The sequence below is a fragment of the Bdellovibrio bacteriovorus genome (assembly GCF_025558485.1).
GTDB lineage: Bacteria > Bdellovibrionota > Bdellovibrionia > Bdellovibrionales > Bdellovibrionaceae > Bdellovibrio > Bdellovibrio bacteriovorus_G.
Genome location: NZ_CP102930.1, coordinates 548790 through 562612, shown reverse-complemented (window position 1 = coordinate 562612; position 13823 = coordinate 548790). Strand labels below are relative to the sequence as shown.

General features: G+C 49.5%; 12 protein-coding genes. 8 read left to right on the top strand and 4 right to left on the bottom strand.

Features of this window, described 5'->3' with window-relative positions:
* Positions 1-35: 35 nt before the first annotated feature.
* Entirely contained in the window at positions 36-857 is an 822-nt protein-coding gene (locus EZJ49_RS02880; protein WP_262554168.1) for a TatD family hydrolase, read from the top strand.
* Here EZJ49_RS02880 and EZJ49_RS02875 read toward each other — a convergent pair.
* Entirely contained in the window at positions 820-1722 is a 903-nt protein-coding gene (locus EZJ49_RS02875) for a S1 family peptidase (RefSeq protein ID WP_262554166.1), read from the bottom strand. The two genes, EZJ49_RS02880 and EZJ49_RS02875, sit on opposite strands and share 38 nt — an antisense overlap.
* Before the next feature lie 233 nt (positions 1723-1955).
* Between EZJ49_RS02875 and EZJ49_RS02870 the strand changes: the two genes are divergently transcribed.
* The 6 genes from EZJ49_RS02870 to tpiA all read left to right on the top strand — a co-directional run bounded on the left by EZJ49_RS02870 (position 1956) and on the right by tpiA (position 8757).
* Entirely contained in the window at positions 1956-3215 is a 1260-nt protein-coding gene (locus tag EZJ49_RS02870; RefSeq protein ID WP_262554165.1) for a beta-sandwich domain-containing protein, read from the top strand.
* 26 nt (positions 3216-3241) lie between these two features.
* Positions 3242-4588, top strand: a complete 1347-nt coding sequence (locus EZJ49_RS02865; protein ID WP_262554164.1) for a beta-sandwich domain-containing protein — start codon at positions 3242-3244, stop codon at positions 4586-4588.
* 110 nt (positions 4589-4698) lie between these two features.
* Positions 4699-5667 (top strand): beta-sandwich domain-containing protein, encoded by a 969-nt coding sequence (locus tag EZJ49_RS02860; RefSeq protein ID WP_262554163.1) that lies wholly within the window; start codon positions 4699-4701, stop codon positions 5665-5667.
* A 146-nt stretch (positions 5668-5813) separates the two neighbouring features.
* Positions 5814-6821 carry a type I glyceraldehyde-3-phosphate dehydrogenase gene (gene gap / locus EZJ49_RS02855; RefSeq protein WP_262554162.1) on the top strand — a complete coding sequence of 336 codons (1008 nt, stop codon included), beginning with the start codon at positions 5814-5816 and terminating at the stop codon, positions 6819-6821.
* 3 nt (positions 6822-6824) lie between these two features.
* Positions 6825-8030, top strand: coding sequence for a phosphoglycerate kinase (locus tag EZJ49_RS02850; RefSeq protein ID WP_262554159.1), 1206 nt, complete (start codon positions 6825-6827; stop codon positions 8028-8030).
* Between the two features lies 1 nt (position 8031).
* Positions 8032-8757: a triose-phosphate isomerase gene (gene tpiA, locus EZJ49_RS02845; RefSeq protein ID WP_262554157.1), complete on the top strand. Its 726-nt coding sequence runs from the start codon at positions 8032-8034 to the stop codon at positions 8755-8757.
* A gap of 19 nt (positions 8758-8776) precedes the next feature.
* Here tpiA and EZJ49_RS02840 read toward each other — a convergent pair whose 3' ends face one another.
* The 3 genes from EZJ49_RS02840 to asnS all read right to left on the bottom strand — a co-directional run bounded on the left by EZJ49_RS02840 (position 8777) and on the right by asnS (position 12096).
* Complete coding sequence (locus EZJ49_RS02840; RefSeq protein WP_262554156.1) at positions 8777-9217, bottom strand: phosphoenolpyruvate carboxylase; 441 nt, start codon at positions 9215-9217, stop codon at positions 8777-8779.
* Positions 9218-9230: 13 nt separating this feature from the next.
* The gene (locus tag EZJ49_RS02835) at positions 9231-10373 is read right to left on the bottom strand and encodes a hypothetical protein (protein ID WP_262554154.1); all 1143 of its coding nucleotides are present in this window, start codon (positions 10371-10373) and stop codon (positions 9231-9233) included.
* Positions 10374-10704: 331 nt separating this feature from the next.
* On the bottom strand, positions 10705-12096 hold the full coding sequence (gene asnS, locus EZJ49_RS02830; protein WP_262554152.1) for an asparagine--tRNA ligase: 1392 nt from the start codon (positions 12094-12096) through the stop codon (positions 10705-10707).
* Between the two features lie 506 nt (positions 12097-12602).
* On the opposite strand from asnS, the gene ilvA reads away from it, so the two are divergent.
* Positions 12603-13814 carry a threonine ammonia-lyase gene (ilvA, locus tag EZJ49_RS02825; protein WP_262554150.1) on the top strand — a complete coding sequence of 404 codons (1212 nt, stop codon included), beginning with the start codon at positions 12603-12605 and terminating at the stop codon, positions 13812-13814.
* Positions 13815-13823: the final 9 nt, after the last annotated feature.

Genomic DNA, 13823 nt, shown 5'->3' with positions numbered 1-13823 from the left:
GTCTGTCTGTAATATAAGGGATCTAAGCAGGCGGGGTGACAAAACAGGCTAGACAGCTGTTAGAGGTGTTGAATATACTGCGCCCCATGGAATGGATTGATATTCACGCACATTTGAACATGCTCGAAGAAGGTGTTGAGGCCGCTATTCAGAACGCCAAGGCCGTTGGTGTGAAGAAGATCATCACGATTGGCACTCAGCCGGAAGATCATCCTGTTGTTCTTGAAATTGCCCGTAAATACTACCCTGAAGTGTATTGTACATTGGGGGTGCATCCTCATGACGGTGGCACTTACACTGAAGCTGCCGGTAAATTTATCGAAGAACATGTCAGTGAACCGTGTGTTGTGGCCGTGGGTGAAATTGGTCTGGATTATTATTACGACAATTCCCCGCGGGATCTGCAAAAAGAAGCTTTCCGTGCCCAGCTTGAAATCGCCAAACGCACCGGGATGCCAGTGGAAATTCACACGCGTGATGCGGAAGAAGACACGATTGAGATTTTGAAAGAGTTCAAAGGCGAGGTGAACGGACTGATTCACTGCTTTACCGGAACCGAATGGCTGGCTCGCCAGGCTTTGGATGTGGGGTTTAATATCTCCATTAGTGGGGTTGTGACTTTCAAAAATGCCGATAGCTTGCGCGAAACCGTCAGGATGCTGCCATTGGATCGTATTCATGTCGAAACGGATTCACCGTTCCTGGCACCAATTCCGATGCGCGGGAAAAAGAACACGCCTGCCTATGTGGTTCACACCGCGAAGTTCGTGGCTGACCTGAAGGGGATCAGTTTGGAGCAGCTGTGCGAACAGACGCGAATCAATGCGCTAAAGATGTTTCCGAAGATTCAGTGGTAAGCTCGCTATTTAGCAACTTCATGCGGGTTTTTGCAATCCAGCCCGCAAATGGCGCCACCTTGGTGGCCTGACCGATGCCTTTGCAGCTGCTAAAACCATTGGGAAGCTTTTTACCCAGAATAGCAGAATTCACACCGATGACTTTCAGGACGCCGTTTTCATGATAGAACTGGGGTCCGCCTGAATCACCCTGACATATAAATGATGGCACGGCGGAATTCAGCCAGTAACGATCCGCAAAGCGATTGTAGGTGCTTTCGATTTGCATGACACCTTTGTGAAGCTGACCGATCGAAGCCCAGGAGTTTTCATTGGGTCTTCCGGTATAATCCTGCGAACGTCCGTAGCCATAAACATACACGGTTTGTCCTGCATAGTTTGCTTTGGTGTCGGCGTCCACAGTCACAGGTCCATAGCCTTCGGGAATCCCGCCTTCAAACGTGGCAACAGCAATATCATGGTCATATTTCTGTGTGGAATTATAAGTCCCATGGCGTTGGAACTTCAGCCCTTTGCGGGACAGGGAATTGGAAATATCATAGTTATTGGTAAAGCGAACATCGAAATGATCAAAGCCCTTTACACGACTTTCATCAAAGCAGTGAGCCGCAGATAAAATAGTCTGTGGCCCTATCAGTGTGGCCGTGCAAAACCCCAAGGACTGACCGAAGCGATTCTTAATATCCAGCAATACCACACTGCGGGCGGCCTGGCTGGTGCGTTCATGAATGGGAGTTCCGCCAATAATATCAAACGATAATTCTTCAGTTGTGCTTCCGTTCTGCGAAAAAGATCGAGGGCTGCAGGCTGTTGCGCCCAAAACAAGGGACAAGCTGAAGCTGGCAAGCAGTGGAAGTGCTTTCATATAATGTGGCTCCTTGATGAATCTCCAATTGCTATCTTGAGAATAGTCTCTTTGCCCGTTGCGGTTGTGTAAACTGCAAAAAGACAAAAAGGGGCATGCTGACAAACTTCTGATCAAATTCTTTTTTCGAACGCGGAATTAAGTGGAACTCATTTTGGTATGCGACTTGCTTTACGGTGGTTGATCAAAAGTTTGGAGTGTTTATGGAAGGCTTGAAGCCAGGGAGATTTGTTATGGAACGTAAGGTGGTTGCGACGGTGCTTTTGGCACTGACAATGATGCAGACAACAGCCTATGCTCAGGTTATTTCTGATTTGCCGGTGCCGGGTGGCAGTGAAGTGCAGGCTCAGGTTCAGTCCGGCCCTAGAACTCCGCCACCGCCTGTGACGGAAAATATCAATCGTCATTATGCGGATGTGGCCAATCTGGATCAGATCAGTCGTAAATCCGGTGGCGAACCCTATCGCTTCCATCTGGCGCAGCCGACTCAGGTAAGATATCTGGAACTTACGGTGCGTGCCAGTCGCGTAAAAATTCATGAAGCAACAGTGACGACGACCCGTGGTCAGCGCTTTGTGATCCGTGAATTTAACAATAGTGATGTTCTGTCAGCCGGTGCGCTGTTAACTTCTGAAAATCTGAATTTGAATGATGATGTTCGTATGATCGAATTACGAATGGAATCTTATTCCCAGCCTGCGACCATCGCGTTGAAGGCTATTGGCAACAATTCGGTACCGCGTCTGACGGTGCAGCGTCCAGTGTCGGCTCCGCCGGTAACGCCGTCACAGCCAAGTCGTCCGGTGGACACACGGCTTAAAGCAGGCGATCAGGTGGTCTCCGTTTCAGCATCCACAAGAAAAGTTTACGATGGTCGCGTTGTTGAAGCTTATCAGAACGGCAAGGTGCTGGTTCGTGATGCAGATGATGGCAAAACCTATGTACGCGATCAGGAAAATGTTCATAAACGCATTTCTTGCAACGCCGGTCGTGTGTGTGAGGGCGAAGAAGTCATGGCGTACCCTATTGGGGAAGGCAAGGCCTATTCAGGGCGGGTCACAGCGGTCTATACAGGCGATTTGGTGAAAATGCGCGATGCCGATGACGGCAAGGAATATTACCGTGCATCCAAGCTTGTTCACCGCAAAGTGAACTGCCTTGAATCTCTGTGTGCTAAAGATCGCGTGGTGTCCGTTCTTAATGACAAGGTTTATTTCGGTTCTGTTGTGGCCGTTTATTCCAACGGTCTGCTTCAGGTGCGCGATGATGACGACGGTAAAACCTATCCACGTAAGATGTCTGCGGTGTCCAAAGAGGTGAAGTGCGGCATGGGCTTCTGCCGGGGTGATCGTGTGCTAAGTCAGGGTGGCAGTGGACGTTATTATGCAGGACGCGTGGAATCGGTTTATGCCAATGGTCTGGTCGGAGTGCGTGATGATGACGACGGCAAAGTGTATTCACGTCATTACACAAAGCTTTCTCGTGCTCGCTAATTTAAAAAATTAATTTGGAGATTTATATGAAAACAAAATTAATTCTTGGAATGTTGATCGCAACAGCAACCGTGCAGGTCAGTGTTCCTGCTTTAGCTCAGCAACAGGGGCGTCCGGGCCGCTATCCTCAGGCTCCGATGCCGCCACCCCCGCCACCGGGGCAGGGTTCTTATCTCCAGGAAGGCCGTGTTGAGATTCAGGGCGTGACCCGTAGTTCCGGTGGAGCCTGGTACCGTGTCAGCTTGCGCAAGGCAATTCGTCTTGAGCGTGTTGAGGTGGCAGTTCTGGCTCAGCGTCTGAAGTTGCATGAGGCTGTTCTGCATACAGAAGATGGTCAGCGCATTGCTGTTCGTGAATTCCAGAATACAAATGTGATCAATGCAGGTTCCAGAGCCGTTTCTGAGGTTCTGAATGTTCGTTCCCGTATTGTGGCCATGGATCTTCGTGCGGAATCTTACGGTGGCTATGCGGATATCAGTGTTTCCGCGTTGTCTTCTGAATCCCGTCCTCAATTGGTTGTGGGCAGTCTTCCTCCGCCAATTCCAAGCCAGCCAAGCTATCCGGGCCACGGCAACGGTAATGGTGGCAACAACGGCTGTTACAATCGCAGTGATGTGGCTCGCGGCCTGGAACGTATGGGACAGGAAGTGGAAGAGTGGGCCGCACGCATGTCTCGCAGTTCCTACGGTTCTGTGGAATACAACATGGCCAGCCAGCAGTTGCAGCAGGCCGCTTCTCGCATGGTGAATTTGGCGCAAAGTCGTGAAGCCCAAAACTCTTCCTTGAGTTCGATGGAAACCTTGGGCGGATTGTACCTGAGAAAGATGAGCACATATTCTTACGGTTCTGTTCCTTACAATGCGTTCTCTCAAGTTTCCACAGCGATGTTTAATTCCATGGAAAAGGGCCTGGATGTGGCTTTGCAATGTGAGATTCGCACAACTGACGATCTGTTGAGATTCGGTCAGGACTTCCTGACAAAGATGAGCACTTACAGCTATGGTACGACTCCCTACAATGCTTACAGCCGTCTGGCGCAGTCCTTGTTCGCAAAGGCGCCGTCCTTCTATGAACAGGAAAGCCGACGTAACGGCAAACAGTTCCGTCAAATGGACCTGGATATGGAATTGTTCGCAGGCAAGATGAGCACTTATTCTTACGGCACCATGGCTTACAACTCTTACAACCTGTTGGTGCAAAAAGCCGCTCAGTTGTCTGAAGCTCAGTTCCGTCAGGTGGTTCTGCGTGTGAGTGCCAATGAACGTTTCGAGTTGGTAAGACACTTTGAAACAAGACGTAATTCTTACTCGTATGGCTCAGTCATCTACAACCATTACACGACAATGAAACAAATCGCGGCGGATGGAAGATAGTTTAATGTGAGTAGGGGATCATTTTGGTCCCCTTTTGACACTGATTTTATTGGCACAAAGTTTGGATATAGGCTCAACGGATTCACTAATCAGTCTTTAAGGAGACGTTTATGAAAAAGAACCTCGTTCTAGGATCACTTATTGTCGCTTCCCTTGTACAATATACAAGCCCGGCATTCGCAGATAAGGAAACCATTGGTGGAATTATCGGTGGTATCATCGGTGGCGGTATCGGTACTCAAATCGGTAAAGGGAACGGTAATAAAGCAGCGATTATCATTGGTGCAATCGCTGGAACGATGATTGGTTCCAAAGTCGGCAAGGACTTGGATGAAGCTGATCGTCGTGCATTGGCAGAAGCGCAAAGACGCTCTCTGGAAGACCGTTTGGGCAGTCGTCGTGACTGGGATGGTCGTAACTATGGCTCCCGCACAGGCGCACGCGGCAGTTTCACTTCCACTCGTGAAGGCTACAACAACCGCACTGGCGAATATTGCCGTGAATACACAAGCGTGATCTACATGCGTGACCGTACAGAGGAAACTCGTGGTGTGGCATGTTCCCGCAGAGACGGTTCATGGTATGAAGTTCGTGAAACTGAAGTCCGCTTCGGTGGTCGCGACAACGGTGGCGGTCGTCACAATGATGGTCCGGTAAGACCGACATATCCATCTCAACCAACTCGTCCAACACCTCCACCTCCTCCAGGTCACAATGGCCGTGGTTATGAAGGCAATGTGCAGATCAGCCAGGTGACTCGTCGTACTGGTGGTGAGTGGGTTCGCGTGACTCTTCGTTATCCGGTGACTTTGGAACGTATTGAAGTTCGTGCTCTGTCTGCAGGCGTGAAAATCCATGAAGCCATGGTTTACACAGCCTCCAATCAGCCAGTGCGTATCAACTACCTGTCCAACACTCGCACAATCTACGCTGGACAATCCGAAGTTTCCGAGAATCTGAATATCCGTGAACGCATCCAGGTTATCGACCTTCGTGTTGAATCCATGGGCGGATACGCAGATATTCTGGTGAACGCGATCTCCAATCAGGACCGTCCGTCCCTGTCTGTGAGTCGCTAGGAAGCTTGTAAGGCCTGAAAACGGCCTATGAGCCTGAAATTTTAAGGAAATTTCACTAAAAGCCAGTCTATGACAAATGGTGTCTAGACTGGCTTTTTAGCGTTCAAAAGCTGATATTGAGTGGGTTTAAAACAAGGAGCTCACTCATGTCTAAGTTGCGTGTTGGTATCAACGGTTTTGGTCGTATTGGTCGTGTTCTTTTCCGCGCGGGTTTTGAAAAATTCGATATCGTCGGAATCAATTCTTTGGACAGCATCGAGGGTGATGCGCACTTGCTAAAATACGACTCTGCTCACGGTGTGTTTGGGGCGGATGTTTCCACTGAAGGCCACAACCTTATTGTGAACGGCAAAAAAATCCACGTTTCCAAAACTCGCAATCCTGCGGAAGTTCCCTGGAAGGAATGGGGCGTTGATTTGGTTCTTGAATGCACTGGCGCCTTCAAAGACAAGGCCGAATTCACGCAGCACATCGCTGGTGGCGCGAAACGCGTTTTGGTTTCCGGCCCTGCGGAAAAAGGTGCGGACATCACGATGGTTTATGGTATCAACCACGAAGCTTACGATCCATCCAAGCACACAGTGGTTTCCAATGCTTCCTGCACGACAAACTGTCTGGCCCCTTTGGCGAAAGTTCTGAATGACACCTTCGGTGTTGAGCACGGAACGATGATGACGGTTCACTCTTACACAAATGACCAGAAAATTCTGGATGCTCCTCACAAGGACTTGCGTCGTGCGCGTGCGGCGGCGGTCAGCATGATCCCGACAACAACAGGCGCAGCGAAAAACGTGGGCTTGGTATTGCCAGAGCTTAAAGGAAAAATTGACGGTATCTCCGTACGCGTTCCGACTCCGAACGTGTCTTTGGTGGATTTCACATTCACTGCAAAAAAAGATGTGACGAAAGAATCTGTGAACGAAGCTTTGATCGCGGCTTCCAAAGGAGCTTTGAAAGGCATTCTGGCTGTTGAAGACAAAGAGCTTGTCAGCGTTGATTTCAATGGCAACAAACACTCTTCCATCGTGGATTTGGCTTCCACCATGGTTGTGGGTCCTCGCATGGTGAAAGTTCTTTCCTGGTACGACAATGAAACGGGCTTCTCTAACCGCATGGTGGATGTTGCTTTGTATATGCAACAGAAAGGTCTGTAATCCATGTCTAACGGTCTAAAAGGTATCAAGACAGTTCGTGATTTCGAGTTGGAAGGAAAAGTTGTTTTCCTTCGCTTGGATTTGAACGTTCCGATGGAAGGCGGCAAGATCACGGATGAAAACCGTATCACGGCTTCCTTGCCAACGATCAAGTATTGCATGGAAAAGGGCGCGAAGCTGGTTCTGGCTTCCCACCTGGGTCGTCCTAAAACCAAAGACGACAAAGAATTTTCTTTGGAGCCTGTGGCAAAACGCCTTCAGGATCTTTTGGGTGCGGAAGTGATTCTGGTGGAAGAGCCGGATTCCGATGCGCCAAAACATCTGCTTCCGTCTTTGAAGAAAAATCAGATCATCCTTCTGGAAAACGTGCGTTTTGAAGAAGGGGAGACGAAAGACTCTGTGGAGTTCGCGCAAAAAATCGCGAACTACAGCGACATATACATCAATGACGCTTTCGGAGCATCTCACCGCGCGCACGCAACCATTCACGCTTTGCCTTCCGTAATGAAAGACAAGGGCATTGGTTTCCTGATCGAAAAAGAAATCACCATGCTGGATTCCCTGTTGCAAAACCCAAAACGTCCGTACATTGCGGTGATGGGTGGCGCGAAGGTTTCTGACAAGATTGCTGTGATCGAACGTCTGATGGACGTGGTTGATGGCTTTATCGTGGGTGGCGCGATGGCTTACACCTTCCTGAAAGCTCAAGGTCTGCCGGTTGGAAAATCTTTGGTTGAAAATGACAAGCTAAAATACGCCAAGGAAATGATCGAGCGTATTGAAGCTCGTAACAAAACTATTTTGTTGCCAGTGGATCATGTGGCTACAAAAGGCATCACAGACACGGCCAATGCCCGCGTGACAAACGATGTGGCGATTGCTGAAGATGAGCTGGGTGTGGACATCGGTCCGAAATCCATCAAGAATTTCTCTGTGGCTTTGCGTGAAGCGGGCACCATCTTCTGGAACGGCCCTATGGGTATTTTTGAAAACCCGGCCTTTGCCAAAGGAACTTTCGGCGTGGCTCAGGCTATCGCGGAAAGTGATGCCGTGAAGATCGTGGGTGGGGGCGATTCTGCGGCGGCAGCTGAAGCTTCCGGCTTTGCAGATAAGATGACTCACATCTCTACCGGTGGTGGTGCCTCCCTTGAATATCTTCAGGGCGACAAACTGCCAGGTCTTGAAATCTTGCGCACAAGGGTACGTTAGGATGAAAAAGATTTTTGCGGCGAACTGGAAGCTATTTAAATCCCCCAAAGAAACGCGTGAGTTCTTTGCTCAGTTCAAGGAATTGGCGGGGAAGGCCACGGGGGAAGTTGTATTCTTTCCTTCCGCGATTTCTTTGGAAGCTGCCAGCGAATCCTTGAAAGGCACTTCCATCAAGTGGGGTGCGCAGAACGCGTACTTCCAGGCGCAAGGGGCTTTCACAGGTGAAAACTCAGCACAAGTGGTGAAAGATCTGGGCGGCAGTTATATCCTGATTGGTCACAGCGAAAGACGCAGTCTTTTCGGTGAAGGGGATGCTCTGGTCGCGGACAAAGTGGCTTTCGTTCAAGGCTTGGGCCTGACCCCGATGTTGTGCATCGGTGAAACCCTGCAAGAACGTGAATCCGCTAAAACTTTCCGGGTTTTGGAAACACAATTGAATCTGGGGTTGGCAAAAGCCGACAAGACAAAACCGTTGGTGGTGGCTTATGAACCTGTGTGGGCTATCGGAACGGGGAAGGTGGCAACACCGGAACAAGTGGCTGAAACGCACACCGATGTTTATTCCATTTTGAAAGCTTTGGGCTTTGAATCAGCACCGATTCTGTACGGTGGCAGCGTAAAACCGGATAATGCCGCAGGCTTGATTAAGCAGCCGCATGTGAACGGTTTCCTTGTCGGGGGAGCTTCGTTGGAAGCAAAATCCTTCAGTGAGATTGCTTCCGTTTAGCAGGCTTTTTTGAATGCTTTCAGCCGTTGCCGGATTTGATCTGGCGGGCGGCTGACTTAACAGCGTCCTCCACCAGTTTGGCATCAGATGCAGGAAGCTTCTTGAGATTGCTCAGGAAGCTTTTTTTATTTTTTTCATACAAAGGCAGAACAACTTCACCGGCATACTGAGTGGGGTCTTTTTTCAGAAGAACCACGGTGGCCTTGATGATTTCCTCTTGCAACTCTTCCGTGCCGGATTCTTTCACTGCGGTGGTCACGGCTGCTTCCAGGGCGGCAAAAGCCTTGTCCTGGGCTTTCATTTCGTCTTCGGAAAGTTTGGTGTCTTCTGTCACTGTGATTAAAGCATCGACTTTGGCAGCATGAAGCTTTTCGATGGCTTCGCGGACATCATAAAAAGCCGCCATCGCCGGAGTGGCGAAGAAAGAACAAAGAATCAGAGTCATCATGGTTTTTTTCATCTTGTGCTCCTTCCTACGGTTTAATCATCACGCCAATCATTCGGTACGGCTTTCCTTGGGCGGCATATCTGCGGGCTTTCGGAGAGCTTAAGAACGAATTGCCGGAATAGAAGTCACTGACAAATCCGCCATTACTGCCCCAGTCAGTTTTGATCTGAACGTCACCGGATTCCTTGGTACCATTATGATAGACGATAACGGCCCCTTTGGGAACATCCGCCGGACTTTTAATCATGTCACGGTACTTCGGGTTGTCCATCAGATTAATCATACCCTGGGCTTTCAGGTCGCGAACGGCATCGCGGGCATGTCCACCCGGCGGGTAGCGGTCGATCATGTCACCGCCCATCAGGGCACGTTTGACATAACGGTAGCAATAACCGCTGGATTTTTTTCGTTTGTTTCTTATGCCGTAGCTGATGGAATTCTTTACTTCTTTTCCTTCAGAATAGCGCATGATCATCGGATCATCAGACCACTTTCCAGCAGCGGCATTGCGCGGGATGCTGGCAGAGGACTTGTTGATCTCGGTTTTCACATCCCGGATATTCTGGATGTTGCGTTGAGCCTGATCGGTGGTTTGCGCCACAGAACAGTTCACGCAGATATCGCCTTCGGTTTTCTTCGGATCAGAGTTTTTTGCCAGATTTGGATCTTCGGAAGGCAGGGGCTTCTGCGTCGCCTTTACGATTTCCTTCGTTGGCAGGGTCGGCTTGCTGACAGTTCCTTCCACGGGAAGACCTTCACCATCGCGCTGTGCACGGGATGTCAGTGCTTCCTCGGGGTCCTGAACTTCAGAGCCTTCTTTGTCTTTAAATGCAAGCCATGGATCTTTTTGCGAGAAATAAACCCAGACTTCGTCGCCCACTTTGGCGGAATTTGTGCCTTTGCTGTCACCCACTTTGGTCAAACGCACTTTCAGACCGTAAGAACCGGTGCGTTTCAACTGACGGGTTTCAAGGATGGTGGCTTCAGAGTCTTTGGGTACAAGAGATTTAATATTGCGGGCGTTGGATCGGAAATCCACAGAAGAGCGGCCATTCAGGTCTCCGGAGAAAACCACGTCCTGAAGCTCCTGAGGAATGTCAGCCAGTGCTGAGCTTCCCAACAGAGTCAGTGCGACAAAGATGCGAAGGACGCGATTCAATAAACCCAAATTAATACTCCTAATAGGCTCTTCGGACTTCTGTTTAAAAGATGAAGCAGATCATCTTTAAACAAGTCGAAGGTCCTGCTGACTTCGCGGTGTTTTCACGCTGTCTCAATCTGAGATCAATTTCTGGCAGTGAACGAAGCTTTCAGAAATGACTTCAATTTCTGTACCTGCGCTGGAAACTCCACCTTGCAGTTGGAGAGATGTTTGTTGTCAGGGGTCGCAAATTCGTAAAGAAGATGAACACGGTGTTCAGTGGGGATGAATCTTGGAACGCAGCAAAGAGCGGCAGAAGAACAAAGAAAAAAGGAGGCTTGCGCCTCCTTTTGATTTTCTAGAACAAAGCATTCTTCGGTGTTCTTGGGAATGGAATCACGTCACGGATATTCCCCATGCCGGTGATATACATCATCATGCGCTCAAAGCCCAGACCGTAACCCGCATGCGGGAAGCTGCCATAGCGGCGCAGATCCGTATAGAAAGAATATTCTTCCGGATGCAGGCCCACCTGTCTCATACGTGCTTCCAGCTTTTCCAGATTGTCCTCACGCTGAGAACCACCAATGATCTCACCAATACCCGGAGCCAGCAAATCCATCGCACGAACTGTTTTGTCGTCCGCATTCATCTTCATATAGAACGCTTTGATGTCTTTTGGATAATCTGTCACAAACACCGGCTTTTTGAAGTGTTCTTCAGCCAGGAAGCGTTCGTGTTCGGATTGCATGTCGATACCCCACTGCACAGGGTATTCGAACTTCTTACCGGATTTTTGCAGGATCTCGATGGCTTCAGTGTAAGTCACCCGCGCAAATTGGTTGTTCAGAACGTTGTTCAGTTTGTCGAACAGACCTTTTTCTACGAACTGATTGAAGAATTCCATCTCTTCCGGACATTGTTCCATCACGTAGCGGATGATGTACTTGATCATGTCTTCAGCCAGCTCCATGTTGGCTGTCAGATCCGCAAAGGCAATTTCAGGTTCGATCATCCAGAATTCCGCCGCATGGCGGGAGGTGTTGGAGTTTTCCGCACGGAAGGTCGGACCGAATGTGTAGATGTTACGGAAAGCCGCACAGAAAGTTTCACCGTTTAATTGGCCGGAAACAGTCAGGTTGGTTTCTTTGCCGAAGAAGTCCTGGCTGGCATCAATGCTGCCGTCTTCTTTGCGTGGTGGTTTATCCAGCTTCAAAGTTGTCACGCGGAACATTTCACCGGCACCTTCCGCATCAGAGCCTGTGATGATCGGGGTGTTCACGTACACGAAGTTCTGGTCATGGAAGAATTTGTGAATCGCATAAGCCAGCACAGAACGCACGCGGAAAACCGCAGAGAACGTGTTGGTGCGCGGACGAAGATGGGCGATCTCACGCAGGAATTCCATGCTGTGACGTTTGTTTTGCAGAGGGTATTCCAGATCGGCTTTTTGCACGATTTCGATTTTGGATGCCATCACTTCAAAGCTTTGGCCAGCGCCCTGGGATTTCACAACTTTACCGGTCACCAGCACAGAGCTGGAGATGGACAGTTTTGCCACGTCGTCGAAATTGGAAAGATTGGTATCGAAGACCACTTGAACCCCTTTGAAGAAGGTTCCGTCATTCAATTCAATGAAGCCGAAATTTTTCTGATCGCGAATTTTGCGAACCCATCCGGACATGTGAATTTCTTTGTCCAGGTACTTTTCGGTTTCTCTAAATAGTGATTTTACCAATGTCGTTTCCATAAAGGCCCTTTCAGCATTCCAAATAACCTATCTCTCTTCGGGCTGGTGCGCAAGAACCTGCGGTCTCGCTTCGAGGCGATTGCACGAGATCTTTTCGGGAAGCTTGTTGGGGGACTCAAAATGCGCATAACGCGAAAAGTCATTAGCCAGCTAGCTTCCTGATATCAATAACTTAAATTGAGACCGCGTCTTGCTGGGGTTCCTGGTGAGGCCTAAGATAAGGATGGCTTCAGGAAGGAGTCCCTATGGCAACCCGAACTCATTTTCGCTTGTGTCATATCTGCGGTACCGTCAATTCGGCAGAAGCCGAGCTGGTGACAGCCTGTGAGTGCTGCGGAAAGCACCTTGCACCCTTTTACTTTTTCGACGAGAGTAGGGCCATGGGCATGACCGAATCGAATTTTTACTCCAGTATCAGTGGAGGTCAGGATTCATCGTCTGTCCTTCCCCATAAGGAGTATCCGCCGATATTGGGGTTAACTGTGTATTGGGAGCCCTGATTCAAAATGAAAGTCAGCTTTGCAGACATCCAGAAAGCCCGAGAGTTAATTAAAGACATCATTTGCCCCACCGAGATGAGCCACTCTATCAGTGCCAGCAATCTTCTAAAGAGCGAAGTCTATTTTAAATTTGAAAACACTCAGCGCACCGGAAGCTTCAAGTTCCGTGGCGCCTATAACAAGATCTCCAATCTGACGGCGGAAGAAAAAGCCCGTGGCGTGGTGGCAAGCTCTGCCGGAAATCACGCTCAGGGGGTGGCTCTGTCAGCCAAACTGGCCGGAGTCAAATCCACCATCGTGATGCCGGAAAATGCCTCTATCAGTAAAGCTTCTGCGACCCGTGATTACGGCGCGAATGTGGTGTTGAAGGGCGAGATCTATGATGAAGCCTTTGAACACGCACAAAAGCTGGAAAAAGAACACGGCTTTACCTTTGTGCATCCCTATCAGGACCCTTATGTGATTGCCGGGCAGGGGACTATTGGAATTGAGATTCTGGAAAAGGTTCCGGATCTGGATTCCATCATCGTGCCTATCGGTGGTGGCGGTTTGATCAGTGGTATTTCTCTGGCAGTTAAGTCCATCAATCCCAAGGTGCGTGTGATCGGTGTGCAAAGTGACCGCTCGCCGGGAATGGCGCACTTGTTTAACAAGCAACCTCTGTCCCAGGCCAAAAGAGCGGCAACGATTGCCGATGGTATCGCGATTAAAAACCCGTCGCAGGTGATGCTGGATAATTTCATTTCCAAGTATGTGGACGAAGTGGTGACGGTCAGTGATGACGAAATTGCCGAAGCCATTGTGTTCCTGATGGAACGCGCGAAAACTGTGGCTGAAGGTTCCGGAGCAGCGGCGATGGCGGCTGCGATGTCCCGCAATCTGAATCTGGGTAAAAAGACCTGTGTGATTATCAGTGGTGGTAACATTGATTTGAATATCGTTTCCAAGATCATTGATCGCGGGCAGATCCTGCGCGGACGTCTGTGTGAACTTTCGGTGATCGTGGATGACCTGCCGGGAAATCTAAGCCGTTTGACTCAGGCAATTGCCTCGCAAAAGGCCAACATTCTGGAAGTGCGTCATGACCGTGTTTCCAAGGGGCTTTCCCTGCGTGAAACACGAATCGACTTCGTTCTGGAAACCTCCAGCATTGATCATGCTGAAAGAATCAAAGCGGCTCTGGAACAAACCGGGGCGAAGGTGGTGGCAGGCTCTTAAGTGAGCTTG